The 24768-nt window shown below is 63.7% G+C and carries 23 protein-coding genes; 11 read left to right on the forward strand and 12 right to left on the reverse strand.

The features are described 5' to 3' along the window. Nucleotides 1-113 precede the first annotated feature (113 nt). The 3 genes from HU767_RS03840 to HU767_RS03850 all read right to left on the reverse strand — a co-directional run bounded on the left by HU767_RS03840 (nucleotide 114) and on the right by HU767_RS03850 (nucleotide 5286). Nucleotides 114-2687 carry an EAL domain-containing protein gene (locus tag HU767_RS03840; RefSeq protein WP_186728565.1) on the reverse strand — a complete coding sequence of 858 codons (2574 nt, stop codon included), beginning with the start codon at nucleotides 2685-2687 and terminating at the stop codon, nucleotides 114-116. A gap of 107 nt (nucleotides 2688-2794) precedes the next feature. Then, a complete protein-coding gene (locus HU767_RS03845) occupies nucleotides 2795-3475 on the reverse strand; it encodes a DUF2238 domain-containing protein (protein WP_186728566.1) in 681 nt (226 codons plus the stop codon). Between the two features lie 11 nt (nucleotides 3476-3486). Continuing rightward, entirely contained in the window at nucleotides 3487-5286 is a 1800-nt protein-coding gene (locus HU767_RS03850; RefSeq protein ID WP_186704922.1) for a thiamine pyrophosphate-requiring protein, read from the reverse strand. 426 nt (nucleotides 5287-5712) lie between these two features. Here HU767_RS03850 and HU767_RS03855 point away from each other — a divergent pair, with 426 nt between their 5' ends. The 3 genes from HU767_RS03855 (at nucleotide 5713) to HU767_RS03865 (ending at nucleotide 7948) form a co-directional block, all read left to right on the forward strand. Beyond that, nucleotides 5713-6099: an EF-hand domain-containing protein gene (locus HU767_RS03855; RefSeq protein WP_072404447.1), complete on the forward strand. Its 387-nt coding sequence runs from the start codon at nucleotides 5713-5715 to the stop codon at nucleotides 6097-6099. A gap of 261 nt (nucleotides 6100-6360) precedes the next feature. Further along, the gene (locus HU767_RS03860; protein WP_186728567.1) at nucleotides 6361-7206 is read left to right on the forward strand and encodes a DUF692 domain-containing protein; all 846 of its coding nucleotides are present in this window, start codon (nucleotides 6361-6363) and stop codon (nucleotides 7204-7206) included. Further along, on the forward strand, nucleotides 7199-7948 hold the full coding sequence (locus tag HU767_RS03865; RefSeq protein WP_186728568.1) for a putative DNA-binding domain-containing protein: 750 nt from the start codon (nucleotides 7199-7201) through the stop codon (nucleotides 7946-7948). The genes HU767_RS03860 and HU767_RS03865 overlap by 8 nt, the downstream gene beginning before the upstream one ends. 152 nt (nucleotides 7949-8100) lie before the next feature. Here the strand turns inward: HU767_RS03865 and HU767_RS03870 are convergent, their stop codons facing one another. The 4 genes from HU767_RS03870 to HU767_RS03885 form a co-directional block, all read right to left on the reverse strand. Continuing rightward, nucleotides 8101-8607 (reverse strand): DoxX family protein, encoded by a 507-nt coding sequence (locus HU767_RS03870; RefSeq protein WP_186704925.1) that lies wholly within the window; start codon nucleotides 8605-8607, stop codon nucleotides 8101-8103. Nucleotides 8608-8624: 17 nt separating this feature from the next. Continuing rightward, nucleotides 8625-9260, reverse strand: a complete 636-nt coding sequence (locus HU767_RS03875; protein ID WP_186704926.1) for a ferric reductase-like transmembrane domain-containing protein — start codon at nucleotides 9258-9260, stop codon at nucleotides 8625-8627. Nucleotides 9261-9845: 585 nt separating this feature from the next. Continuing rightward, nucleotides 9846-11156 (reverse strand): ATP-binding protein, encoded by a 1311-nt coding sequence (locus HU767_RS03880; RefSeq protein ID WP_186728569.1) that lies wholly within the window; start codon nucleotides 11154-11156, stop codon nucleotides 9846-9848. Continuing rightward, complete coding sequence (locus HU767_RS03885) at nucleotides 11153-11893, reverse strand: response regulator (protein ID WP_003202589.1); 741 nt, start codon at nucleotides 11891-11893, stop codon at nucleotides 11153-11155. The genes HU767_RS03880 and HU767_RS03885 overlap by 4 nt, the downstream gene beginning before the upstream one ends. Nucleotides 11894-12117: 224 nt before the next feature. Between HU767_RS03885 and HU767_RS03890 the strand changes: the two genes are divergently transcribed. From HU767_RS03890 to HU767_RS03900, 3 genes are all read left to right on the forward strand, one after another. Next, complete coding sequence (locus HU767_RS03890; protein ID WP_186728570.1) at nucleotides 12118-12381, forward strand: DUF2790 domain-containing protein; 264 nt, start codon at nucleotides 12118-12120, stop codon at nucleotides 12379-12381. A gap of 169 nt (nucleotides 12382-12550) precedes the next feature. After that, entirely contained in the window at nucleotides 12551-13771 is a 1221-nt protein-coding gene (locus HU767_RS03895) for a cytochrome c biogenesis protein DipZ (protein ID WP_186704929.1), read from the forward strand. Nucleotides 13772-14101: 330 nt separating this feature from the next. Continuing rightward, nucleotides 14102-14431, forward strand: coding sequence for a hypothetical protein (locus HU767_RS03900; protein WP_186728571.1), 330 nt, complete (start codon nucleotides 14102-14104; stop codon nucleotides 14429-14431). 4 nt (nucleotides 14432-14435) lie between these two features. Here HU767_RS03900 and HU767_RS03905 read toward each other — a convergent pair whose 3' ends face one another. Next, nucleotides 14436-16301, reverse strand: a complete 1866-nt coding sequence (locus HU767_RS03905) for a sigma-54-dependent Fis family transcriptional regulator (protein ID WP_186728572.1) — start codon at nucleotides 16299-16301, stop codon at nucleotides 14436-14438. Nucleotides 16302-16641: 340 nt separating this feature from the next. Between HU767_RS03905 and HU767_RS03910 the strand changes: the two genes are divergently transcribed. The 5 genes from HU767_RS03910 (at nucleotide 16642) to HU767_RS03930 (ending at nucleotide 22006) form a co-directional block, all read left to right on the forward strand. Then, nucleotides 16642-17715 carry an NAD(+)/NADH kinase gene (locus tag HU767_RS03910; RefSeq protein WP_186728573.1) on the forward strand — a complete coding sequence of 358 codons (1074 nt, stop codon included), beginning with the start codon at nucleotides 16642-16644 and terminating at the stop codon, nucleotides 17713-17715. A gap of 2 nt (nucleotides 17716-17717) precedes the next feature. Next, nucleotides 17718-18695 (forward strand): thiamine pyrophosphate-dependent dehydrogenase E1 component subunit alpha, encoded by a 978-nt coding sequence (locus HU767_RS03915; protein WP_053119650.1) that lies wholly within the window; start codon nucleotides 17718-17720, stop codon nucleotides 18693-18695. 34 nt (nucleotides 18696-18729) lie between these two features. After that, nucleotides 18730-19746: an alpha-ketoacid dehydrogenase subunit beta gene (locus tag HU767_RS03920; protein ID WP_186704933.1), complete on the forward strand. Its 1017-nt coding sequence runs from the start codon at nucleotides 18730-18732 to the stop codon at nucleotides 19744-19746. Continuing rightward, nucleotides 19746-20858 carry an acetoin dehydrogenase dihydrolipoyllysine-residue acetyltransferase subunit gene (locus HU767_RS03925; protein WP_186704934.1) on the forward strand — a complete coding sequence of 371 codons (1113 nt, stop codon included), beginning with the start codon at nucleotides 19746-19748 and terminating at the stop codon, nucleotides 20856-20858. Before HU767_RS03920 ends, HU767_RS03925 begins: the two co-directional genes overlap by 1 nt. Before the next feature lie 83 nt (nucleotides 20859-20941). Then, the gene (locus HU767_RS03930) at nucleotides 20942-22006 is read left to right on the forward strand and encodes a 2,3-butanediol dehydrogenase (RefSeq protein ID WP_238349413.1); all 1065 of its coding nucleotides are present in this window, start codon (nucleotides 20942-20944) and stop codon (nucleotides 22004-22006) included. Between the two features lie 64 nt (nucleotides 22007-22070). Here HU767_RS03930 and HU767_RS03935 read toward each other — a convergent pair whose 3' ends face one another. The 4 genes from HU767_RS03935 to HU767_RS03950 form a co-directional block, all read right to left on the reverse strand. Beyond that, nucleotides 22071-22574 carry a DUF6644 family protein gene (locus tag HU767_RS03935; protein WP_202894650.1) on the reverse strand — a complete coding sequence of 168 codons (504 nt, stop codon included), beginning with the start codon at nucleotides 22572-22574 and terminating at the stop codon, nucleotides 22071-22073. Further along, complete coding sequence (locus HU767_RS03940) at nucleotides 22574-22924, reverse strand: DUF6152 family protein (protein WP_186728574.1); 351 nt, start codon at nucleotides 22922-22924, stop codon at nucleotides 22574-22576. Before HU767_RS03940 ends, HU767_RS03935 begins: the two co-directional genes overlap by 1 nt. Nucleotides 22925-22952: 28 nt before the next feature. Next, nucleotides 22953-23507, reverse strand: a complete 555-nt coding sequence (locus HU767_RS03945) for a DinB family protein (protein WP_186728575.1) — start codon at nucleotides 23505-23507, stop codon at nucleotides 22953-22955. Between the two features lie 233 nt (nucleotides 23508-23740). After that, nucleotides 23741-24658, reverse strand: a complete 918-nt coding sequence (locus tag HU767_RS03950; protein WP_186704937.1) for a dihydrodipicolinate synthase family protein — start codon at nucleotides 24656-24658, stop codon at nucleotides 23741-23743. Between the last annotated feature and the right edge of the window lie 110 nt (nucleotides 24659-24768).

The following is a 24768-nucleotide window of genomic DNA, read 5'->3' on the forward strand; positions in this document are numbered from 1 at the left end:
GCCTTCGCGAGCAAGCCCGCTCCCACAGGGTTATTGGGTGGCCTTGAGGTTTGGGTACGACACAGGCCCCTTTGTGGGAGCGAGCCTGCTCGCGATAGCCGTGGCGCGACGGGTTACAGCCACCTCGGCGTAGTGAAGAACGAGGCCATTTCCGAGCGGGGCAGTGCCGCGCCGAAGTAGGGGCCTTGGACATGGTCGCAGGCCACGTTGCGCAATTGGCTGAATTGCCGGGCATTTTCTATACCCTCGGCGGTGACCATGAGCCCGACGCTGCGGCTCAACCGGATCATCGCCAGGACACCTTCCTTGTCGTCCTCCAGGCCCAACTGCGAGAGGATGTTGCGATCGAAGCGGATGCCATCGAACGGCTGGTCCAGCACCTCTCGCAGGGAGGCGATGTTGGTGCCGAACTTATCGATGTTGATCCGCACCCCAAGATCCTTGAGCGCATGGAGGGTGGCAGCGACGGCCTTGTGGTCGGCCAGCAGCACCCCTTCGGCCACTTCCAAGGTTAACCGGTGAGGCGCCAGGCCACTCGTTTCGAGCGCCTCCTGCACCTGGTTGAGCAGGAAGCTGCTGTTGAACCACCGGGGTGAAACCGCGAGGGAGACATTGACATCGCTCGGCCAGGTCACGGCTTCTTCACAGACGTTGATCAAGACCCAGGTACCCAGTTCTTCCAACTGACCCGAGGTTTCGGCCACGGGGATGAAGTCGGCCCCACCCAGCTCACCCTTTTCGGGGTGGTGCCAGAAGATCTGGGCTTCGAAACCGTGCAGTTGCTCGGCGATCACGTCGAAGCGAGGCAAGTAGCGCAGTTCCAGTTGGTCGTGCTGCATGGCGTTGCGCAGTTGCTGCTCGTATTGCCGCCGGTCGCGGGCCAGGTTGCCCATGGCTTCCACATACACGCGCCAGGTGTTGCGGCCCGCCGCCTTGGCCGCATACAAGGCGATGTCGGCGTGGCGCAACAGCTCATCGGCCCGTTCGTCGCCGGGCTGCGACCAGGCGACGCCGATGCTCACCCCCAGGTACAGCGTGTTGCCGTCCAGGTGCATGGGCCGTTGCATGCAGTCGATCAGTCGTGCACAGAGTTGATCGAGATCGTCGGGATCGCCGGGATCGGGCATGACAATGACAAACTCATCACCGCCCAGGCGCGCCACCAGATCGGTGCCACGGACGTTTTGCTGGAGGATATGCGCCACTTCCCTGAGCACTTTATCGCCCACGGCATGGCCCAGGGAGTCGTTGACCGGCTTGAATCGGTCCATGTCCAGGTTCAGCAGCACCAGGGGCGGGCGATCAGGTCGATCCAGGTGTTCGCGAAGGCAATCGAACAAACGGTTGCGGTTGGCCAGCCCGGTCAGCGGGTCATGCAGGGAGAGGTGCTTGATCTGGGCCAGCGCCCGCAACTCGTCGGTGATATCCGTGGCGGTGCCGCGAAAACCCAAGGTGCCGGCTTCGATGGCCCGTACCGACAGCTTGCAGGTGCGGATGCGCTGGTTGCGCGCGGTGTACTCGCACAGCAGCGGTGCCGAAGAGAGGCTGTTGGCGCCGCCGAGCAACCATTGGGCAATCGAGATCGAGCCACCATGGGGGTGGAGCAGCCGATGCAGCGGTTTGCCGAGCCATTCCGTGGGGCTGAATCCGGTCACTTGTTCGAAGCGTTCCGACAGGTAGGTCAGCGTCCCGGTCGAGTCGACCTCCCACAACCAGTCGGAGGAGACTTCGGCAATGTCGCGGAAACGTTCTTCGCTGCGCTCCAAAGCCTTGCGGTGGGCCAGCAGGCTGGCGTATTGGCTTTCCTGGGCGCGCAGCATCGTCAAGGCGTGGCGCAGAACGGCCAGGGCCAGGATCGCGAGCACCAGTAACGCCACGGCCAGCAACGGCAGCAGGACTTTGCGCAGATCCTGGCCCGGGGTCTGCGGTCGCCACGCCAGGGCCTCTTGGGTCAGATCGTCGAGCAGCAACTGGGCGGTATTGGCGGGGCCCGGGGTCCTGGCGATATGGGCGTCGGGCAGGGCGAAGTCCCGCGCCAGGTTTTCCAGGGCGCCGGGGTCCAGGACCTTGACGAAGAGCATCAGGCTGGGCGGGCCGGGAATTTGCGCCACGCTGTTGTCCGTGCCGGTGGTGATGGCGGACACGGCGACAAACGCCGGGGCGTCGTCGTGGTGCAGCAGCTCGACGACCACTTCGTCGTGATTTTCCGCCGTGCTGGCTTTGTTCCGCAGTGCTCGCAGGTCGCCGGTCAGCCAGGTGTCGGCATCGACCTCGCTCATCTGGCCATCGATCACCGAATAAACGGTCTTGCCGGTCGGGGAAATGACAAACACCGCCTGGTAGCCATAGAGCGAAAACACGCTGCTGCCGACGTTTTCCTGGTCATAGGCCCATTCCTTGTCGACGTCGACATGCAGGTGCCGGTAGGCGTCGCTCCACTTGGAATAGTCGCTCAGGTCGCGGCCGATGCCGGTGCGGATGCCCTCGATGGCCCGTTGGGCGAAAAACAGGCTCTGTTCGCGGGCGCGCCGGTCCTGGGCCGCGGTGATGTTAAGCAGCACGGCGATCGCCAGTGCGGACATGACAAACAGCAGGAGCATGATGGCCGGGAACGTGCGACGGGTGAAACTACGGGTTGGCGAGCCCGGGGAAAGGACAGTCGAGTCATTGCCAGCATTTTCAGTCATAAAAAAGTCATCAGCCAAAAGCGATTTCACCCGCACCTGTCTTGTATCGGCGGGTGGGCTGATTTACTTAGTCGTGTTAACGAAGCAGCCGACAGACTGCGTTGTTGTCATGTGCGGGCCTTGAAGCGGGATGCCCATTGGAGGGCGACGTCCCGTTGGCGCAGGTAGCTGACCCCGGCGGCGGCCAGCAGGGCGATGAACGCGGCAAGCGCGGCCAAGGCCATGTCCTTCTGTGAATCCCACGGGTCCCGTTGGGCGCCGACAAAGGCCTTGGCGGTATCACCGCCGATATAGGCACCGCCCAACCATTCAATGATCTCGTAAATGGCCGACGACGCGAGGATCAGGCTCCAGGCCAGCAAATAGCCCGTGAACCCCTTTGCAGGCATTACCCGCAGCAAAACCTCCCGCAGCGGATAGGCCAGCAGCAGGCCATAGCTGAAATGCACCAGCCGATCGAATTGGTTGCGTTGGAACCCCATGAGCTGGTCAAGCGAAGGGCCCCCGGTCAAGGCCTGCCACCACTGGTTGTAGGGCACCTTGGCGTAGCTGTAGTGGGCGCCGATTTCATGGATGCAGAGAAACACGAATAGCAGTGTGGCGGACAGCCGGGAAAAGCTGAATCGCCGATGAACGGCCACCAGCACGACCAGCAACACAACCACCGGCAGGTTTTCCGCCAGCCAGTCGCTGCGTTTCAGGGGGGCGATGGCCAGCCAGCCCCAGACCACGCAGAACGCCAGCAGTAGGGACCTTTCATAGCGACGATGCAGCTCAACGGTGGGCATCGTGTCACGCCTCACTCTTTATCCGTGCGATGGCCCGGCAGCAGGCTGCTCAATACCTGCTTGGCGGTCTCCACCACGATGCCTCGCTCGTTCGGGTCGCCCTGGAGCAGGGTCGAGGCAAACTTCTTGGCCTGTTCCAGCTTGATATGCGGCGGCAGCGGCGGCACGTCGGGGTCGGTGCGAAATTCGATCAGCACCGGACGATCCGCCGCCAGCGCGGTTTCCCAGGCCGTGGCCACGTCGTCTTCGTGCAACACGAGGATGCCCTTCAAGCCAATGGACTCGGCAAACAGGTGGTAGGGCACGTCGGGAATGTCCTGGGAGGCTTCGAATTTTGGATCGCCCTCCATCACCCGTTGTTCCCATGTCACCTGGTTCAAGTCCCGATTGTTGAACACCGCACAGATCCAGGTGCCGTTGGCCCAGGTGCGCCAGTATTTGGCGACGGTGATCAGCTCGGCCATGTTGTTCATCTGCATGGCGCCATCGCCCACCAGGGCGATCACTGGGCGCTGCGGATGGCAGAACTTCGCCGCGATGGCGTAGGGCACGGCGGCGCCCATCGACGCCAGGCCACCCGACAGCGAACACATCATGCCGCGCCGGATCTTCAGGTCGCGGGCGTACCAATTGGCGCAGGAGCCCGAATCGCAGGTGATGATGGCGTGCTCTGGCAGTCGCGGCGACAGCTCGAAGGTGACTCGCTGCGGGTTGATCGGTTTGGCGGCTACCAAGGCGCGTTTTTCCAGGGTGCGCTCCCAGCGTTCCCGCCAATGCTCGATTTTCTTGCGCCAGGTGCGGTCGGTTTTTTCTTCGATCAGCGGCAGCAGGGCGCGCAAGGTATCGACGCTGTCGCCGTGCAGGCTGACTTCCATGGGATACCGCAGGCTGAGCATGTCCGCTTGAATGTCGATCTGCACACCCCGGGCCTGGCCTTCAGGGGGCAGGAACTCGGCGTAGGGGAAGCCGGAGCCGATCATCAGCAGCGTGTCGCAGCCGGCCATCAGGTTGTCGCTGGGCTCGGTGCCAAGCAGGCCGATGGTGCCGGTGACCCAGGGCAGGTCATCGGGCACGGCGGCCTTGCCCAGCAATGCCTTGGCCACACCGGCGCCGAGTTTCTCGGCGATGGCGATGACTTCGTCGGTGGCGTGCAGCGCGCCGGCACCGACCAGGATGGCGACTTTCTTGCCGGCATTGAGCACCTCGGCGGCTTTGCGCAAGTCCTCTTCGTAGGGGACGACGCTGGGTTTGCGGTAGCCGACGCCGGAGTGAACGGTCCCGTGCTTGTGGCGCGGCGCGGTGTATTCCATGTCCTGGAGGTCGTTCGGCAGGATCAGCGCCGTGACCCGGCGTTCGCCCACCGCCGTGCGTACGGCGCGGTCGAGCAGGTGACGCACCTGGGCGGGTACGCTGGCTTGCTGCACGAACGCCCCGGCCACGTCCTTGAACAGGCTCACCAGGTCCAGTTCCTGCTGGTAATGCCCGCCCAGCGCGGCGCGGGCCTGCTGGCCGCTGATGGCGAGCACCGGCATGTGATCCATTCGGGCATCGTAGAGGCCGGTCACCAAGTGGGACGCGCCGGGTCCGGAAGTGGCGATGCAGACCCCCAGTTCGCCGGTGAACTTGGCGTGGGCGCAGGCCATGAACGCGGCCATTTCCTCGTGGCGGGCCTGGATGAAGCGGATTTTTCCCTGGGCGCGGTTCAAGGCGCCAAACACGCCGTTGATGCCATCGCCCGGATAGCCATAGATACGGCGAACCCCCCATTCATAAAGACGTTCCACCAGGAAATCACCGACGGTCATGCTCATGTCTGTCCCTCGTTTCGGGCTGTGGTCGCTCGGCGCGACGTGCAGCGGTTGACGTTCATACAGGACTTGACCGGTGCACGCCGTCCAAGGTTTCGATTTTTTCAACCAGGTGCGCGGCGTCAGCCTTGGGCCTGGCAATGTCAGGGCGAACGACATCGCGGGCAAGCCTTGCTCCCACAGGGTTGATGCTCGAACTCAAAATACGCTGTTCACAGCTGATCCCTGTGGGAGCAAGGCTTGCCCGCGATGAGGGACGGCGTGTATCGCAGTGTGTACCGCGCAGGCCCGGATACATCTGCTTGACGAAGCACCGGGCCGGCGACACAGGCCGGATACACACCGTCGATTAACTACGCCAGCCAGCCGGCCCCGAGCCTCGGTGCCGGTGACTGGCGGATTAATCGTCAATCGTCAGAGGAATACCCCATGCTCAACTTCTCCCGTCATTCATCCCTTGCACTTGGCCTGGCTTTGGTCGGTGGCCTGGGTCTCTCCACGGCGGCTTCGGCCTTGACCATGAACGACCTGGCCCAGGGCTACACCCTGGCGGCCGCCGATACGGTGAAGAAACCCGCCGAAGGCAAGTGCGGCGAAGACAAGTTCGCCAAGACCGATAAAAACCACGATGGCCAGGTATCGCGCGACGAATTCATCGCCGCCGCGCCGGAACGAGCCGCTGAGTTCGACAAGATCGACGCCAACCACGACGGCGGTATCTCGTTGCCGGAAGCCAAGCAATACCTGTCGGCCCAGGCGAAGACCGCGGAAGGCAAATGTGGCGAAGGCAAGTGCGGGGCGGCTATCGAGTCCTGACTTCTAACGAGTGAGGGGCGTATGCGAATGGCTGCAATGAGACAGGAGCCATGCGCTGTCTATGTGGCGAGGGGATTTATCCCCGCTGGGCTGCGAAGCAGCCCTGAAACCTGCCGACTCGGTATGCTAGGAAGATTGAGTCTGCTGCATTGGGGCTGCTGCGCAGCCCAGCGGGGATAAATCCCCTCGCCACAAGTTTGATGATCGACTGGCACCATTCGCTGCGCCCCCCTCATCTCTTGCTTTCCAAGGAGATGTGTCATGTTGAATCTACCCCAACCCTCGGCAGGCCTCGGCCTGCGCCGGGCCTTGCTCGCTGAACTGCGCCAGGCACCGCCCGGGGATTTCGACTTTCTTGAAGTCGCTCCGGAAAACTGGATCGGCATCGGCGGCCCCCATGGCGCCGCCTTGCATTCGTTGGCCGAACGTTATCCGTTGACGTGCCACGGCCTGTCGTTGTCCCTCGGTGGGCCGGTGCCGCTGGACCTGGCGTTTCTCGGCCAGGTGCGTGCTTTCCTCGAGCGTTTCAAGGTGCCGGTGTACAGCGAGCACTTGAGCTACTGCGGCGACGAGGGGCATTTGTATGACTTGTTGCCGCTGCCCTTCACCGAGGAAGCGGTGCATCACGTGGCGACGCGGATCCGCCAGGCCCAGGATGTGCTGGGACGCCGCCTGGCGGTGGAAAACGTCTCTTATTACGCCGCCCCCCAACAGGACATGAGCGAGCTGGATTTCACCCGGGCGGTGTTGCGCGAAGCCGATTGCGACCTGTTGCTGGACGTCAACAACGTCTACGTCAACTCGGTCAATCATGGCTTCGATCCCCAGGCATTCCTGGCGGGTCTTGAGCCGGGGCGGGTGGTCGCGATGCATGTGGCCGGGCACTATGACGAGTCCGACACGCTGAAAATCGACAGCCATGGCGCGCCCGTCAAGCCGGTGGTCTGGGCGCTGCTGGCCGAGGCTTATGCACGTTTCGGCGTACAGCCGACCTTGCTCGAACGGGACTTCAACTTCCCGCCTTACGCCGCCCTGGTGGCCGAACTGCAGACGATTCGCCAGTTACAGCACCAGGCCGGCACCTGGCAGGCGGTGAGCCATGGCTGAGGCCCGGCAGACGCTGCATCAGCAGCAACAAGCGCTGACCAGCTACCTGCGCGACCCGGATCACTGCCCGATCCCGTCCGGCATGGACGCGGCGCGGGCCCAGGTGTATCGCGACCTGATCTTCGAGAACATGCGTGCGCTGCTCAGCGGCACCTTTCCCGTGTTGGTAAACCTGCTGGGACAGCACCCCTGGCGTGCCTGCGTGCGCCGATTCCTGCGTGAACATCGCTGTACCACGCCCAAGTTCGGTGAAATCGCCGAGGAATTCGTTGGCTACCTTGCAGACCATCCTTCGCCGGACTGGCCGCCGTTCGTGGCGGAGCTGGCGCACTACGAGTGGGTCGAGATGGCGCTGCTGCAATCCGAGGCCGAGCCGTTGCCGTCCCATGACGAGACGTCCTTGCTCGGCTCGCCGCTGCGAGTCTCGCCCTTGGCCTGGCCGCTGGCGTACCAATGGCCGGTGCATCGCCTGGCGCCGAGTTATCAGCCCTCGGCACCACCGGCGCAACCGACGCTGCTGCTGGTGCGGCGAACGCCTGGTTTCGAGGTGCGTTTCTCCGAACTCAGCCCGTTGGCCTGGCGGCTTTTGGAGCGCATCGAGGCCTATCCAGGGTTGACGGGGCGAGGGCAGTTGCTGGCGTTGGCGCGGGAGGCGGGGGTGGATTCGGCAGAATTCATGGACAACGCCGTGGCGCTGTTGCGGCGGATGCAGGAGGAAGGGGTTGTTGGCGTAGCGTTGTAATCTGCCATTGAAATGCTAACCCCTGTGCGGCCCTGCTGTGGGAGCAAAGCTTGCTCGCGATGGGTCCCCCTCGGTCTGACTGATTGACCGAGTCGTCTGTATCGCGGGCAAGCCTTGCTCCCACAGCAAGTTCGCTCCCACAAGGTTTTTTGTCAGGCCTTGTTTCGGCGATGCAGGCCTGCCCTCAGCACCGCATCCACACTCAACTTCCCAGCCCCTTGCAACAGCAACGGCAGCAAGGCCACCAGGTAGATCAGCGGCAGCTTGAAGTTGCCGTGTCCCTTGTTGGTAATCGCATAACCCTGGGCCAGTTCGCTCAAGCTCGACCAGTCCGCCGGCCAGTGCACGGCAGCGGTCGCCACCACGGTGACGACGATCAGCACCAGGGCCGAGAGGCGAGTACCCAAGCCGATCAACAGGGCAATGGCACCGATCAGCTCGGCCCACATCGCCAGTTCCCAGTTCCATTGGGCCGGTACATGGTTGAACGGGAACGGGAAGGCAGACTGGATCTCGGCGAACCAGTTCGCGCCGTTCCATTTCTCCAGGCCGGATTCGAAGAACTCCCAGGTCAGGAACAGGCGCAGGCCCAGCGGCGCCAGCCATGCCCCGAGGTTCTCCAGCGGCGTATGCAGTGTTTTCAAGGTATTTGCGTACATGATCGATCTCCCTGGTCTCAAGCCGCGTGTTGCGGCCGTTGGCGACGCTGGGTGGCCTGGGCCAGCTTGCCCACCAGGCGGACGGCGGTGGCGGCGCAGATCAGGCCGAAGGGCAGCACGTACCAGTCGCTCATGGGGATGCGTTTGAAGTTGGAATAGGCAAAGATCGCCGCCAGCACCCACATGCCGGTGACATGCAGGCGCTTCCAGGCCTTGAAACCGATCAGGCGCGTGGTGCTTTTGAACGAGGTCAGCGCCAGCAGCAGGATGAACACATAGCCCACGGTGCCGGGCACGTTGCCGAGGGTGGTGCGGCCGGGCCAGAACTCGGTATTGAGCTGGCCGTAGGTGTAAATCAGCACGGCGTGGACCAGGTGGGAAAAGGCAAAGGCCAGTCCGATGAAGCGCCGTTCACGCACCAGCGCCCGGCTCAGGGGCGAGGGCACCAGCACCGCGAATGCCGAGGCGGTGAAGGCCAGCAGGAACAGGATGAACGACGAACGAGCCGTGGCGCGAATGGCGCTGCGCACGCCTTCGGTCAGGTCCGGGTTGAGTATCAGGATCAACCCGGTCATCAACAGCACCAGGGCGGCGAGCAGGCTGAACAGCGACCAGCCTTGGTAACGAAAGGGGGATGCGATAGGGGTAGGCATGGGAAGACTCCTTGGATGTCGAGGGCCCGGTCGTGATAGTCGCCGGGGATGGGAGGGAGTCTTTCAAGCCGGTGTAAGCGGGGTGTGTCCGCGGCGCAGCATTGTGCAAGTTCGTGTATGCCGATCATCCGCAGACACACTGGTATACAAACCGCTATCGCGAGCAGGCCCACAGGGGAATTTGGGTAAGGCATCCCTATTTGCAACGTCACAGAACAGTGTGGGAGCGAGCCTGCTCGCGAAGGCGTCAGGTCAGTTGAATGATGCTGGCTGACACACCGCTATCGCGAGCAGGCTCGCTCCCACAGGGGGAGTTTGGGTAAGGCACCCTATTTGCAACGCCACAGAACAGTGTGGGAGCGGGCTTGCTCGCGAAGGCGTCAGGTCAGTTGAATGGATGCTGGCTGATGCCCCGCTTTCGCGAGCAAGCCCGCTCCCACAGGGGGAGTTTGGGTAAGACACCCCTATTTGCAACGCCACAGAACAGTGTGGGAGCGAGCCTGCTCGCGAAGGCGTCAGGTCAGTTGAATGGATGCTGGCTGATGCCCCGCTTTCGCGAGCAAGCCCGCTCCCACAGGGGTTGTGTCAGCTTGTGAACGCCAGGCGCAGCTCGGCGCAGAGGCCGCCGCCGTCGCGGTTGCTCAGGGTCAGTGAGCCACCCATGGCGATCGCCAGTTGCTGGGCGATGGCCAAGCCCAGGCCGGTGCCGCCGGTCTCCCGGTTGCGCGAGCTTTCCACCCGGTAGAACGGCTTGAGCACTTCGGCAAGTTCCTGCTCGCTGATCCCGGGGCCACGGTCCAGTACCTGGATCGCCAATTGCCCGTTGTCGGCCGGTTGCACCTGGATCTGCGCTGCGCCGCCGAATTTCAAGGCGTTGTCCACCAGGTTGATCAGTACCCGCCGCAGGGCATGGGGACGGGTGTCGATGACGGCGGCGTTTTTGCCGGACAGTTGCACGTCCTTGCCGGTGTCCTGGTAGTCGAACACCAGGCTGTCGAGGAACGCATCCAGGCTGATCCGGCAACTGGCCTCGGTGGCGCCGTGGATGCTGCGGGCACAGGCCACGCCTTCACGCACCAAGTGCTCCATTTCGCTCAAGTCACTCCACAATTTGTCCCTTTCGATCCCTTCGTCCATGAATTCAGCGCGCAGCTTCATGCGCGTGATGGGGGTCTGCAAATCATGGGAAATCGCCGCCAGCAACTGCATGCGCTCCTTGAGGTAGGCGGCGATCCGGTCCTGCATGGCATTAAAGGCCTTGGCCGCATGCACCACTTCGGTCGGGCCTTTTTCGTCCAGGCGCACGCTATGGGCGTTCGGGTCGAGGGTTTCCACCGCCTGGGCCAGTCGGGTCAAGGGACCTACGGCGATGCGCACGGCCAGCCAGGTGCAGCCGATCAACAGGGCCAACTGCCCCAGCAACACCATTGGCAGCCAAGGGGAGAGGGGCGCCATTGCCGGGCGTACGTCGATGGTCAGCGGGCTGCCGTCCCCCAGGCGCAGGTGCGCCTGGTAATGCATGTTCGGCCCGGGAATCTGCTTGAAGGTCAGGCCATAGGCCTGGCCGATGGCTTCCTGGATCGAACTGACCGAGATCGGCGCGTCGGCCAAGTCCATCGGTTGGCCGGGCTGGCCTTCGTCGAGCAAATAGCCATAGTTGCGCCGGGCGAGTTTCGGCAGCCAGGCCTGGCGTTCGGCGGCAGGCAGGCGGTCGAGAATCGCCACGGAGGTCGAGACGTCGGTCTCCAGGTTGCCGAGCATGGTCGACTTGGCGCTCTGGTAGCGCTCGTAGTACTGGACGCCGAAAGACAGGCCCTGGGCCAGGATCAGGCCGATCAGGAAGATCAGCGACAGCCTCGAGGCCAGGGTCCGTGGCCAGCGCAGCGGCAGGTTCATACCGACGCCTCGAGGATCTCCACCGGCAGCGAGAACACGTAGCCTTCGCTGCGCACGGTCTTGATGTAGGCCGGTTCCCGGGCGTCGTCCAGCAGGCGCTGGCGCAGGCGGCTGACCAGTAGATCGATGGAGCGATCGAACAGGTCGGCGTCCCGGCCCTGGGTGAGGTTAAGCAACTGGTCGCGGTTGAGTACCCGTTGCGGATGATCGAGGAACACCCGCAACAACCGATACTCGGCGCCGCTCAAGGCAACCATGGTGCCGTCGGTGTCCAGCAGGTGGCGGGCGGTGGTGTCCAGGCGCCAGCGTCCGAACGCCAGCAGGCGACCGCTTTCGGTGACCACCAGGTTGGGCGGCAACATGCGGGTACGGCGCAGCACGGCGTTGATCCGCGCCAGCAGCTCACGGGCGGCGAACGGCTTGACCAGGTAATCGTCGGCGCCCATTTCGAGGCCGATGATGCGGTCGGTTTCGTCGTTGCGGGCGGTGAGCATCAGCACCGGCGTGGCCTTGTGCTTGCCGGCACGCAGTTCCCGGCACAGCACCAGGCCGTCATCGCCGGGCATCATGATGTCCAGCACGATCAGGTCCACCGGGGTGGTTTCCAGGAAGGCGCGCATCTGCCGGCCATCGGCGACAACGGTGGTGCGCAGGCCATTCTTCTTCAGGTAGTTGCCAACCAGCTCTCTGATCTCGCGATCGTCATCCACTATCAGCACGTGATCGACATGATCCATGGTGTCCCGCTCCTCGGCGTTTCGTTGTGAGCAGTCTACAGGCCCCGGCCAGCCCGGCTCGCGGCGGTTTGTATTGCAGTGTATCTGGCGCCTGACGGATACACAGCGATGCAAAAAGCCACCGGGCTCGATACAGACGCGATACCTGCGGGGCATTCAATGGCATCCATCGAGGCACACAACAGGCCTCGGCAGATAAAACCCCATTGAATCGAGGAATCGCCATGAACACCAAAGCCGTCTACGCCGCCTGCCTTTTTGCCGCCCTGAACATCTGCACCCTGTCGGCCCGGGCCGAAAGCAACGTGCAACCGCACACCTACACCTACGGCAGCCACCTGGACATCCAGAAGGTGCTTTCCCTCACCGAAGACACCGAGCCGACCTGCGGCGTGGTCAACGCCCACATGACCTACCTGGATTCGGCAGGCCACCAGCAGGCGCTGGACTACCGCAAGTTTTCCGATCACTGCAGCAACCAGAACTGACCTGCTTTTGTGGCGAGGGAGCTTGCTCCCGCTGGGCTGCGAAGCGGCCCCAAAAAAGCCGTGACAAACTCGGTGTGTCAGGCAAATACGGGGGGCTGCTGCGCAGCCCAGCGGGAGCAAGCTCCCTCGCCACAGGGGCTATGTAGGCTTTTTATTTTGAGGTGTTGCCATGCTTTTGATCGCTTTTCTCGGCGGGATCCTGACGATCCTCAGCCCCTGCATTCTTCCGGTGGTGCCGTTTCTGTTCGCCCGGGCCAATCGCTCCCGCAGCTCGGTGCTGCTGACCCTCGGCGGCATGGTGTTGACGTTCGCCCTGGTCTCCAGCCTGGCGGTGGTCAGCAGCGAATGGGTGGTGCGCGCCAGCAGCGTCGGTCGGCAAGTCGCGTTGGTGGTGATGGGGGTGTTCGCCCTGTCGTTGATCTTCAGCCGGGTTGGTATCTGGCTGGCGCGGCCGCTGGTCAACTTGGGCAATCGCCTGGACGCTGGGGCCGGGCGGATGGCCGGGCCGGTGGGCTCGGTGCTGATCGGCGTTGCAACCGGGTTGCTCTGGGCACCGTGCGCCGGGCCCATACTCGGGGTGATCCTGACCGGCGCCATGCTGCAAGGCGCCAGCGCGCAAACCAGCCTGTTGCTGCTCGCTTACGGCCTGGGCAGTGCCTTGTCCCTGGGCACGCTGATCCTGGCCGGGCGTGGTCTGGTCGGGCGCCTGAAGCTCTCGCTGCCGATGACCACCTGGCTGCGCCGTGGCACGGGGCTGGCGGTGTTACTGGCGGCCTTGGCGATTGGCACTGGGGCGGATGACCGCTTGTTGGCGGCGACTTCCTCCCAACAGTCCACCAGCCTGGAAAAAAGCCTGCTGGAGAACGTGCCCAAGGCCATCGACTACGTGGTGAGCAAGGCCGGCGCCAGTGCCATGCCGACCCTCGACGCCCAGGGCGCCATGCCTGCGCTGGACGGCGCGGTGCAATGGCTGAACTCGCCGCCGCTGAGCAGCGAGTCGCTGCGGGGCAAGGTGGTGCTGGTGGACTTCTGGACCTACGACTGCATCAACTGCCAGCACACCTTGCCCTATGTGAACGACTGGGCGAAAAAGTATGAAAAGGATGGGCTGGTGGTGATCGGTGTCCACACCCCGGAATACGGCTACGAGAAGATCATCGACAACGTCCGCGAGCAGGTGCGCAAGCTGGACATCCACTATCCGGTGGCGATCGACAATCAGTACGCGATCTGGCGCGCCTTCAACAATCAATACTGGCCGGCCCATTACTTCATCGATGCCAAGGGGCAGGTGCGCTACAGCCATTTTGGCGAAGGGCGTTATGGTGAGCAGGAGCAGGTGATCCAGCAGTTGTTGGAGGAAGCGAAGGCGATTCGTAATGTTAACTAAAACCTTTAATTTCAATTGATTGAGATAATTTCTTCTGCTTGTTTCTAGTTTGGCGCGTCACTTGTGGACGAATGTCGCAGATGGCGAAAGCAAGCCGTCCCCGTGGCGAGGGAGCTTGCTCCCGCTGGGCTGCGAAGCGGCCCCAAAAAAGCCATGACAGACTCGGTGTGTCAGGCAAATACAGGGGGGCCGCTGCGCGGCCCAGCGGGAGCAAGCTCCCTCGCCACAATGGGTTGCATGCGGATTCGAGAATGGCCTGCAAATGCTGGCCCCTTGCTCATCTGCAGAGAGGCAAACTTCTTTCCTTTCAGAAAGTTGGGCGACAAACCTATGCGTATTTCTATGTGGGTCGTAGCGACGTTTCTCTTGGCCGCCGTCTCGCTCGAGGCCCAGGCCAGGGCGCTGACGCAGAACCAGCAGTCAGTGTGCCGCTGGGGTTCGGACATCGCGGCGGGGGCGCAGGCGTCGAAGCTGTCTGGCGTCAGCCTGTACGGCGCACGCAAGAAGCTGCAGGTGCGCAAGTTTTCCCGGCCCTGGATGCGCATGACCGCCCTGGGCATTACCGAGCAGACCTACAACAGCGCTTCGCGTCTTAAACCCGCGGCGGTCAAGCAGACCTACTACGAGCAATGTGTCCGTCATGAGCTGGCGCGCCGCTAGGTGCTCAGGCGGGGCTGCGGCCTGGCATCTCGATGCCGTGCTGGTGTACCCGTCGATACAGGGTCGCCCGGGAAACGCCCAGGGCCCGGGCGGCGGCGGTGGGTTTCCAGCGGTGGCGCACCAAGGCATCGAGCAACGCCTGGCGTTCCGGGCTGGCGCTTGGCTCCGGCCCCTGATCGACGGCATGAGTGCAGTGCAACGACTCGGGCAGGTGGCTGAGCTGGATCACGCTGGCTTCGCACACCGCGCAGGCATAGCGCAGCACATGGCGCAACTGGCGGACATTGCCCGGCCAGTGATAGCCGAGCAGGGATTCCAGGGCAGCGCCGCTCAACTGCACGGTTCCCCCGCACAGCGCGGACTCCTCGGCAAGAATCCGATTGATCAGCGCGAGCCGGTCGCTGCGGTCACGTAACGGCGGTAGCTGGAAACGCGCACCGCCGAGGCGGAAATACAAATCCTCGCGAAACTCGCCGGCGGCCACCAGCGTCTCCAGGTCGCGGTGGGTGGCGCAGATCACCTGAATGTCGACGGCCTTGCGGCGGGATGCGCCCAGCGGCGCCACTTCACCCTCGGCCAGTACCCGCAGCAGCCGGGTCTGCAAGGCCAGCGGCATGTCGCCGATCTCATCCAGGAACAAGGTGCCACCATCGGCCTGTTGCAACAGGCCCTGCATGCCTTTGGCCGAGGCGCCGGTGAACGCCCCGGCGACGTAGCCGAACAATTCGCTTTCGATCAGGCTTTCGGGAATGGCCGCGCAGTTCAGCGCCACGAAAGGGCGCTCGCGGCGCTGGCTGGCCTGGTGCAACTGGCGAGCGAAGACTTCCTTGCCGGCACCGGTTTCGCCCTGGATCAGCACCGGCAGGTTGCGATCCTTGACCCGCACCGCCAGGCGCAGGCTGTCGGCCAGGCGTGGATCGATTTCCAGCGGGGTCATCGCCACCCGCGAACGTGAAACGGCCCGCTGGCGAGGCGCGCTCAAGCGCCCATGCATGGCGTGATCGAGCAAGCAGAGGCTTTCGTCCCGGGCACGGTGCAGCCGTTGCTGCTCGAACACCTGGCCGATGTGTTGCGGCACCTGCCCGTACTGTTGCAGCAGGTACTGGCGGGCGGCCGGGTTCAAGGCTTGCAGGCAACCGTCGTCATCCCAGGCGAACAGGAAGTCCGGCTGGCTGTCGACGTAGCCGGGGTTGCGATGGGCCCGCAGCACCCAGTAGCCCTGGGCGCTGCTCATGAAAAACGCCTGTTCGATCTCCCGGGCGCTCTGCACCACCATTTGCCGGATCAGGTGTTGCGAGCGGCGATCATCCGGCGAGCGTACCGCCGAGACGTCCAGCACCCCGAGCAATTCACCTTGGGGGTCGAAGACCGGCGCGGCGGAACAGGTCAGGCCAATGAACGCCGCGCGGAAATGGTCGCGCTTGTGCACGGTCACCGGGGCCTTGGCCGTGAGCACCGCCGCCACGCCACACGTGCCTTCTTCGCCCTCCGACCAACAGGTGCCCAGGTACAGCCCGGCCTTGCGGCAGTCATTGCGGATCGAGGTTTCCACCCGGTAGTCGATGGTCTGGCCCTGGGCATCGGTCAGCAGTACGCAATAGTCGGCGTCGCGTACCCGGCCATGGAGGCGAGCCACTTCTTCGCTGGCGATGTTGAGGAACAGCTCGGAGCGCTCGCGGCATTGCTTGAGCACGTCCTGGGACAGGATGCGCGGGCCCTGCAGCGAACCCGGGTCCAGGTGATGTTGCTCCAGGGAACGGCGCCAGGAGTCGAGGATCAGGTCCGGGACGGGCAATTGTGGCAATTGGCTCGCGTTTTTCACCACGCGGCTGACGCAATCCACGTGCGCCCGGGAGTGAGCGGAAAGCATGGGGCCTCCGATTCAGCTTCTTGTCGTTGTGCGCACATTAAGCGCCGTTCGCCGGGTGCAGACAAGCTCGACGGGTTGTCCGGGTGGCGTGAGACGCCACGTCTCAGTGTCTCGCCGCAACCTCGTGCAGGCTGACATGGGGCGTCTCACCGGGGCTCGGTCCGCTGCTTCGTCAATCAGCTCGGAACCGCTCTGGTTCGGCCTTCTTGCAGGTTTCTCCCACAACTGGCACCGCCCTTGCTCTATGCCAGGAACCCGCCCGACGGGTCTCCAATAATAACAACGAGGTGTCTATGTCTTCCTGCCCAGGCCGTTTGCCCGCACCGTCCACGGTGGCGCCATGAGCCGCCGACCCTTGACCGTGGGCATCATCGCCAACCCCGCCTCGGGCCGCGACGTGCGGCGCCTGACCGCCAACGCCGGGCTGTTTTCCAGCACCGACAAGGTTTCGGTGATCCAGCGCCTGCTGGCCGCGTTCGGCGCCACCGGCATCGAACAGGTGTTGATGCCCACCGACATGATCGGCATGGCCGCCGCCGTGCTGAAGAACAGCCATAGCCGCCAGGCCCGCAGCAGCCACTGGCCGGCCCTGGAATTCCTCGACCTGACCCTGCGCCAGACCGTCGAAGACACCCGCCGGGCCGCGCGCCTGATGGCCGAGCGCGAGGTGGCGCTGATCGCCGTGCTCGGCGGCGATGGCACCCACAAGGCGGTGGCCGCCGAAGTCGGCGACATCCCGTTGCTGACCCTGTCCACCGGCACCAACAACGCCTTTCCCGAACTGCGCGAGGCCACCAGTGCCGGGCTGGCCGGTGGGTTGTACGCCAGCGGCCGGATCCCGGACGTGATCGGTTTGCGCCGCAACAAGCGCTTGCTGGTCTGCGACGCCGGGCGTGGCTTGCGCGAAGTCGCCCTGGTGGACGTCGCCGTGTCGCCGCTGCGTTTTGTCGGCGCCCGGGCCATCAGCCGGGCCCAGGACCTGGCCGAAGTCTTCGTGACCTTCGCCGAACCGCAATCCATTGGCCTGTCGGCGTTGTGCGGCTTGTGGTTACCGGTGTCCCGCCAGGCACCGGGCGGGGCCTGGATGCGCCTGGACCCGCAATCCCCCGAAGCGTTGCTGGTGCCGCTCGCCCCGGGCCTGTTGCAAGGCTGTGGGGTGCTCGCCGCCGGCCCTTTGGAGCCCGGCGTCGCCCATGGCTTGTCACTGTCCAGCGGCACCTTGGCCCTGGATGGCGAACGGGAAATCGAATTCAACGCCCACGACCGGCCCACGGTCACCCTCGATGCCGGCGGTCCGCTGAGCATCGACGTCAACGCGGTGCTGGCCTACGCCGCGCAACAACGCTTGTTGGCCATCGGCCGCGAGCACCCGCAACACCCTTTGAATCTTCAAGAAGACACCCCAGGAGAATAAAAATGTCGACACCGCTCACCCACGATCAACTGCTGCACGCCTATCAGGTGATGCGCACCATCCGCGCCTTTGAAGAGCGCCTGCACGTGGAGTTCGCCACGGGCGAGATCCCCGGTTTCGTCCACTTGTATGCCGGTGAAGAAGCGTCGGCCGCCGGCGTCATGGCCCACCTTGGGGATGACGATTGCATCGCCTCCAACCACCGTGGCCACGGCCATTGCATCGCCAAGGGCGTGGACGTCTACGGAATGATGGCCGAGATCTACGGCAAGAAAACCGGCGTCTGCCAAGGCAAGGGTGGCTCGATGCACATCGCCGATTTCGAGAAAGGCATGCTCGGCGCCAACGGCATCGTCGGCGCCGGCGCGCCACTGGTGGTCGGCGCGGCTTTGGCGGCCCGGCTCAAGGGCACCGACAGCGTCGCCGTGGTGTTTTTCGGCGACGGCGGCTCCAACGAGGGCGCGGTGTTCGAAGCAATGAACATGGCCTCGGTGTGGAACTTGCCGTGCCTGTTCATCGCCGAAAACAACGGCTACGCCGAGGCCACTGCTTCCAATTGGTCGGTGGCCTGCGATCACATCGCCGACCGCGCCGCCGGCTTCGGCATGCCCGGCGTGACGGTGGACGGCTTCGACTTCTTCGCCGTGCATGAAGCCGCCGGTGCCGCCGTCGAACGCGCCCGTGCCGGGGAAGGGCCGTCGCTGATCGAGGTCAAGCTGACCCGCTACTACGGCCACTTCGAAGGCGACGCCCAGACCTATCGCGCACCGGACGAGGTCAAGCATTTCCGCGAAAACCAGGACTGCCTGATGCAGTTCCGCGAGCGCACCACCCGGGCCGGTCTGCTCACCGTCGAGCAGTTGGACCAGATCGACAAGGAAGTGGACCTGCTGATTGAAAACGCCGTGTACAAGGCCAAGTCCGATCCCAAGCCCTCTGCAGCGGACCTGCTGACCGACGTCTACGTCAGCTATCCCTGAACGCCCTCCTAAAACAAGAACAGAGAATTTCATCATGGCGAGAAAAATCAGCTATCAGCAGGCAATCAACGAAGCCCTGGCCCAGGAAATGCGCCGCGACGCCAGCGTGTTCATCATGGGTGAGGACGTGGCCGGTGGCGCCGGCGCCCCCGGTGAGAACGACGCCTGGGGCGGCGTACTCGGCGTCACCAAGGGCCTTTACGACCAGTTTCCCGGGCGCGTGCTGGACACGCCACTGTCGGAAATCGGTTACGTCGGCGCGGCGGTCGGCGCGGCCACCTGCGGCGTGCGCCCGGTGTGCGAACTGATGTTCGTCGACTTCGCCGGGTGCTGCCTGGACCAGATCCTCAACCAGGCGGCGAAGTTTCGCTACATGTTCGGCGGCAAGGCCTCCACACCCCTGGTGATCCGCACCATGGTCGGCGCCGGCCTGCGCGCCGCCGCCCAGCATTCACAGATGCTCACGTCGTTGTGGACGCACATCCCGGGACTGAAAGTGGTCTGCCCATCGTCGCCCTACGACGCCAAGGGCCTGCTGATCCAGGCGATCCGCGACAACGACCCAGTGATCTTCTGCGAGCACAAGTTGCTCTACAGCATGCAGGGCGAAGTGCCGGAAGAGCTCTACACCGTCCCGTTCGGCGAGGCCAACTTCCTGCGCGACGGCAAGGACATCACCCTGGTCTCCTACGGGCGGCTGGTCAACACCGCGATGGACGCGGCGCGCAACCTGGCCGGGCGTGGCATCGACTGTGAAGTGATCGACCTGCGCACCACCAGTCCGCTGGACGAGGACAGTATCCTGGAAAGTGTCGAGAAGACCGGGCGCCTGGTGGTGATCGACGAGGCCAACCCACGCTGTTCCATGGCCACCGACATCTCGGCGCTGGTGGCGCAAAAAGCCTTTGGCGCGCTCAAGGCCCCGATCGAAATGGTCACCGCGCCCCACACCCCGGTGCCGTTCTCCGATGCCCTGGAAGACCTGTACATCCCTGACGCGGCGAAGATCGAACAAGCCGTGCTCAACGTGATCGAGTGGAGCAAGCGCTGATGAGCCAGATTCATACCCTGACCATGCCCAAGTGGGGCCTGTCGATGACCGAGGGCCGGGTCGATGCCTGGCTCAAGGAAGAGGGGCAGGCCATCACCAAGGGCGAGGAAGTGATGGATGTCGAGACGGACAAGATTTCCAGCAGCGTCGAGGCGCCGTTTTCTGGAATCCTGCGCCGGCAGATCGCCCGCCAGGACGAAACCCTGGCGGTCGGCGCCTTGCTCGGCATCGTCGTCGAAGGCGAGGCCAGCGACGCCGAGATCGACGCGGTCATCGAGCAGTTCCAATCCAACTTCGTGCCTGGCGACGCGGCTGATGAGGACAGTGGTCCGAAACCACAGAAAGTCGAGTTGGACGGCCGGGTGATCCGCTATTTCGAGCGCGGCGAGGGCGGTACGCCGCTGGTGCTGGTGCACGGTTTTGGCGGCGACTTGAACAACTGGCTGTTCAACCATGAAGCCCTGGCGGCCGGGCGACGGGTCATTGCCCTGGACCTGCCGGGCCACGGCGAATCGTCGAAGACCCTGCAACGCGGCGATTTGGACGAGCTGAGCGGCGTGGTGCTGGCCTTGCTCGATCACCTGGACATCAACGCCGTGCACCTGGTGGGGCATTCCATGGGCGGGGCGGTGTCGCTGAACGCTGCGCGCCTGATGCCCCAGCGGATACGCTCCCTGACCTTGATCGGCAGTGCCGGCCTGGGTGCGCAGATCAACGGCAGCTACCTGCGAGGGTTCGTCGAAGCGGCCAACCGCAACGCCCTCAAGCCGCAACTGGTGCAACTGTTCTCCAATGCCGAGCTGGTCAACCGCCAGATGCTCGACGACATGCTCAAGTACAAGCGCCTGGAAGGTGTGGACGCGGCGCTGCAGCAGTTGTCAGCGACGTTGTTCGCCGACGGCCGCCAGCAGGCGGACCTGCGCGAAGTGGTACAGGCCGGCCACGTGCCGACCCTGGTGATCTGGGGCAGCGACGACGCAATCATCCCGGCGTCTCACGCCGAAGGGTTATCAGCGCGGGTCGAGGTGCTGGCGGGCCAAGGCCATATGGTGCAGATGGAAGCGGCCGAGCAGGTCAATCGGCTGATCAACGGGTTCATCGGACAGCACTGACCAAGCGGGCGGCGCTTGCATCGTCGCCCTATAAAAATTCTGGAGGCAACGCTATGAACGTTTCTATCAAGCCGACCCGCAGCATGCGCGCCGCCGTCTGGCATGGCCGCAACGACATCCGCGTCGAAGACGTGCCACTGCCGGTTTCGCCCCCCGCCGGTTGGGTGCAGATCCGCGTGCAATGGTGCGGCATCTGCGGCTCCGACCTGCACGAGTACGTGGCCGGGCCGGTGTTCATCCCGGTGGACGCGCCACACCCGCTGACCGGGATCAAAGGCCAGTGCATCCTTGGCCATGAGTTCTGCGGTGAGATCGTCGAACTGGGGGCCGGCGTCGAAGGTTTCAGTGTCGGCGAGCCGGTGGCGGCGGACGCCTGCCAGCACTGCGGCACTTGCTACTACTGCACCCATGGGCTGTACAACATTTGCGAGAACCTGGCGTTCACCGGGTTGATGAACAACGGTGCGTTCGCGGAGCTGGTCAACGTCCCGGCGAACCTGCTCTACAAACTACCGGCCGATTTCCCCGCCGAGGCCGGTGCGTTGATCGAGCCACTGGCGGTGGGCATGCATGCGGTGAAAAAGGCCGGCAGCCTGCTGGGCCAGAACGTCGTGGTGGTGGGCGCCGGGACCATCGGTTTGTGCACGATCATGTGCGCCAAGGCGGCTGGCGCAGCCCAGGTGATCGCCTTGGAAATGTCCGGCGCACGCAAGGCCAAGGCCCTGGAAGTCGGGGCCAGCCATGTGATCGATCCGAACGAGTGCGACGCCTTGGCCGAAGTCCGTCGCCTGACCGCTGGCCTGGGGGCCGATGTCAGCTTCGAGTGCATCGGCAACAAGCACACCGCCAAGCTGGCCATCGATCTGATCCGCAAGGCCGGCAAGTGCGTGTTGGTGGGGATTTTCGAGGAACCGAGCGAGTTCAACTTCTTTGAGCTGGTCTCCACGGAGAAGCAAGTGCTGGGCGCGCTGGCCTACAACGGTGAGTTCGCCGACGTGATTGCCTTCATTGCCGACGGACGCCTGGACATCTCGCCGCTGGTGACGGGGCGCATCCAGTTGGAAGAGATCGTCGGGCAGGGCTTCGAGGAGTTGGTCAACAACAAGGAGCACAACGTGAAGATCATCGTGTCTCCCGCACGGATCTGAGGGCGCCCGGGTGGGCGATTTGGCGATGGCCGGCAATGGCCATCGCTTCTTTTTCAGGTGTAGTTCAGGTGTAGGCCAGCAGGCGGCCGCAGAGTATGACCACGATCCATAGGACGATGGAGACCAATGCCTGGGCCTTGGCCAGGCCGGGTGCCTTATGGCCGGTATTCCATTGCTGGACGGAGCGGTAGGTGCCAACGTGGAACAGCAGGGCGTTAAGGCCCGCTGCCGCGATCAGGTACAGCTTGAGGATGAAGACGTTGTTACCGGCAAAGTCATGGGGATGAGCACTGAACATCAGCAACCCCGCAGGCACGATCAGCAGCAGGGCCGCAATCGCCCAGGGCAGCAAGTGGCGGGCCAGGGCGGTCACGGCGATGCCCTTGGACAGCCCGAGGACGCGCAGGTCGAACATCACCACCGCGCCCACCAATATCGAAAAGCCGATGATGTGCACCACTTCCACCAGCGGATAGAGCCACAGCTCGCTGCGCATGGCCAACGCCAGGGACGAATCGCCCAACTGGTCCATCCAGCCTTGGGGCGCGCCTGCCGGGGAGGCCTGCATCAGCGCAACTCGGTGGTCTTGCCGTTGATGGTGATGCGTTCGGCGCGCAATTCGTCGGGTTTGTTGCGGTTTGCATAGCCGACCACGGTGGCACTGTTACCTGCTTTGAGCATGTCCTTGCCCAGCCCGCGATTCTCCATGCGGGACGGCGGGGCCAGCACGACGGTCCAGGTTTTGTCGGTGGTTTGCAGGCGCACGTAGCCATGGGGATGGGAATAACCGGCTTCCTTTATCGTGCCTTCGAGCGTCAGGGGATTGCTGGCGTCGTATTCGCTCCAGCCGTGGTGGGCGAGGGCCGCCGTGGTGATCAGCATCAACGCCAAACCGATGCTACGAAGAATGAAGTTCATGGCAGGGTCTCCTTTGAGGGGGGGCGGATCAATCTGGCAGGTATTCGCGCCAGACCCGCCGTTCATCCAATTGAAGCAGTTGTTCCTCGTCGGTGCGAAACGGCCGGTCGCAGTCGAGAAAAAACTCATCGAGTTGTGGCGGCGCGACGTGGGTGGCGCTGAGCATGCCGTGGACCTGTCCACGATGATGGATCTGATGCTCGAACAGGTGCAACAGCAGCCGGTCGATTCGTTCGCGCACCACGCCGTCGACACGCACCAGCTCCACGGAGCGAGCGAGGTCTTTCTCCCGCAGGGCTTTGCAGAACGCCACCAGTCGTAGGTCGGTTTGGGTTTGGTTTTCCTTCAGTTGAGCAAAGGCCAGGATTTCAGAGAAGTCCTTGATCTGGCCGTCACGGTCGCCTTCCAGGGCGGTGAGGTAATAACGGTCCACTTCCAGGATGTGGCACAGCGTGGCTTGGATGGACGGGAAGAACCCCGTTCGCGGCGCTTCGTATTCGGCCTTGCTCAACTGCGCGCAGGCGCTGAGCAGCCTGTGGTTGGCCCATTGATTGTTCAGGGCCTGGGCCAGGAAATAGTTCATGGGAAGCCTCCCTATCATGTCCGCCACAAATCCTGTGGGAGCGGGCTTGCTCGCGAAGACGGCGGTACATCCAGCATAGCCATGTCAGATAGACCGCTTTCGCGAGCAAGCCCGCTCCCACAGGTTGAGTCGCATGAGCTAACTATTGCGCGTTCACCATCGATCCCTGTGGGAGCGAGCCTGCTCGCGATGGCGGCCGCACAACCACCGCCGGTTAGCGCCATGCCTTGTGATCAAAGCCCCACATCCGGCAACACCGGCCGATTGGCCAGGGCCTTGGCCATGATCTGCTCCACATACACCCGGTCCGCGTCCGGCAGGGCCAGGCGCGGTGGGCGGGTGAGGGCGCTGCCGCGGCCGGCGATGGCTTCGCACAGTTTGATGCATTGCACCAGGTCGGCCCGGGCGTCCAAGTGCAGGATCGGCATCAGCCATTCGTAGATCGGCATCGCTTCGGCGAACCGTCCGGCGCGGGCCAGGCGGAAAATAGTCTCGCCTTCCTGGGGGAACACGTTGGACATGCCCGAAACCCAACCTTCGGCGCCCACGGCAAGGCTTTCCAGCACCACGTCGTCGAGACCGGCGAACAGCACGAAGCGATCGCCGACTTCATTGCGCACGTCGATGAAGCGCCGGGTGTCGCCGGAGGAGTCCTTGAAACACACCACGTTGTCGCAATCGGCCAGGGAAATCAAAATGTCCGGCGTCACGTCATTCTTGTAGATCGGCGGGTTGTTGTAGACCATCAGCGGCACGTCGGCATGGCGGGCCACGTAGCGGAAGTGCTCGGCGGTCTCGAAGGGCTTGGAGCCGTAGACCAGCGCCGGCATCAGCATCACCCCGTCGACACCGACCTTGCGCACTGCGTTGGCGACCTTGGCGGCCTGCACGCTGGTGAACTCGGCCACGCCGCAGATCACCGGCACCCGGCCCCGGGAGGCGTCCACCGCGACTTCGGTCACGGCGATTTTTTCCTCGGCGCTCAGGGAGGTGTTTTCCCCCACCGACCCGCAGACCACCAGGCCGGAAACGCCATCGCGAATGACGTTGGAAATCACTTGGTGGGTTTTTTCCAAGTTGATGGAAAAGTCATCGTTGAATTGGGTGGTGACGGCAGGGAAGACGCCGCTCCAGTTGATGCGTTTGCTCATGGGTTGTCTCCGGTTATGGTATTTCATATACGTAGATAGAGTTGAGTCGATTACAGAGCTTTTGTGGCGAGGGAGCTTGCTCCCGCTGGGCTGCGAAGCGGCCCCAATAA

This window comes from Pseudomonas sp. SWRI179, from assembly GCF_014268705.1.
GTDB lineage: Bacteria > Pseudomonadota > Gammaproteobacteria > Pseudomonadales > Pseudomonadaceae > Aquipseudomonas > Aquipseudomonas zanjanensis.

Excerpts from the sequence above, each read along its gene's own strand:
- HU767_RS03935 (WP_202894650.1), bottom strand. The coding sequence starts at position 22,574 with ATGCAGGCCTCCCCGGCAGGCGCGCCCCAAGGCTGGATGGACCAGTTG.
- HU767_RS03860 (WP_186728567.1), top strand. The coding sequence starts at position 6,361 with ATGTTGAATCTACCCCAACCCTCGGCAGGCCTCGGCCTGCGCCGGGCC.
- HU767_RS03930 (WP_238349413.1), top strand. The coding sequence starts at position 20,942 with ATGCGCGCCGCCGTCTGGCATGGCCGCAACGACATCCGCGTCGAAGAC.
- HU767_RS03900 (WP_186728571.1), top strand. The coding sequence starts at position 14,102 with ATGCGTATTTCTATGTGGGTCGTAGCGACGTTTCTCTTGGCCGCCGTC.
- HU767_RS03895 (WP_186704929.1), top strand. The coding sequence starts at position 12,551 with ATGCTTTTGATCGCTTTTCTCGGCGGGATCCTGACGATCCTCAGCCCC.
- HU767_RS03905 (WP_186728572.1), bottom strand. The coding sequence starts at position 16,301 with ATGCTTTCCGCTCACTCCCGGGCGCACGTGGATTGCGTCAGCCGCGTG.
- HU767_RS03890 (WP_186728570.1), top strand. The coding sequence starts at position 12,118 with ATGAACACCAAAGCCGTCTACGCCGCCTGCCTTTTTGCCGCCCTGAAC.
- HU767_RS03925 (WP_186704934.1), top strand. The coding sequence starts at position 19,746 with ATGAGCCAGATTCATACCCTGACCATGCCCAAGTGGGGCCTGTCGATG.
- HU767_RS03845 (WP_186728566.1), bottom strand. The coding sequence starts at position 3,475 with ATGCCCACCGTTGAGCTGCATCGTCGCTATGAAAGGTCCCTACTGCTG.
- HU767_RS03920 (WP_186704933.1), top strand. The coding sequence starts at position 18,730 with ATGGCGAGAAAAATCAGCTATCAGCAGGCAATCAACGAAGCCCTGGCC.
- HU767_RS03850 (WP_186704922.1), bottom strand. The coding sequence starts at position 5,286 with ATGAGCATGACCGTCGGTGATTTCCTGGTGGAACGTCTTTATGAATGG.
- HU767_RS03885 (WP_003202589.1), bottom strand. The coding sequence starts at position 11,893 with ATGGATCATGTCGATCACGTGCTGATAGTGGATGACGATCGCGAGATC.
- HU767_RS03940 (WP_186728574.1), bottom strand. The coding sequence starts at position 22,924 with ATGAACTTCATTCTTCGTAGCATCGGTTTGGCGTTGATGCTGATCACC.
- HU767_RS03865 (WP_186728568.1), top strand. The coding sequence starts at position 7,199 with ATGGCTGAGGCCCGGCAGACGCTGCATCAGCAGCAACAAGCGCTGACC.
- HU767_RS03875 (WP_186704926.1), bottom strand. The coding sequence starts at position 9,260 with ATGCCTACCCCTATCGCATCCCCCTTTCGTTACCAAGGCTGGTCGCTG.
- HU767_RS03950 (WP_186704937.1), bottom strand. The coding sequence starts at position 24,658 with ATGAGCAAACGCATCAACTGGAGCGGCGTCTTCCCTGCCGTCACCACC.
- HU767_RS03945 (WP_186728575.1), bottom strand. The coding sequence starts at position 23,507 with ATGAACTATTTCCTGGCCCAGGCCCTGAACAATCAATGGGCCAACCAC.
- HU767_RS03870 (WP_186704925.1), bottom strand. The coding sequence starts at position 8,607 with ATGTACGCAAATACCTTGAAAACACTGCATACGCCGCTGGAGAACCTC.
- HU767_RS03880 (WP_186728569.1), bottom strand. The coding sequence starts at position 11,156 with ATGAACCTGCCGCTGCGCTGGCCACGGACCCTGGCCTCGAGGCTGTCG.
- HU767_RS03840 (WP_186728565.1), bottom strand. The coding sequence starts at position 2,687 with ATGACTGAAAATGCTGGCAATGACTCGACTGTCCTTTCCCCGGGCTCG.
- HU767_RS03910 (WP_186728573.1), top strand. The coding sequence starts at position 16,642 with ATGAGCCGCCGACCCTTGACCGTGGGCATCATCGCCAACCCCGCCTCG.
- HU767_RS03915 (WP_053119650.1), top strand. The coding sequence starts at position 17,718 with ATGTCGACACCGCTCACCCACGATCAACTGCTGCACGCCTATCAGGTG.
- HU767_RS03855 (WP_072404447.1), top strand. The coding sequence starts at position 5,713 with ATGCTCAACTTCTCCCGTCATTCATCCCTTGCACTTGGCCTGGCTTTG.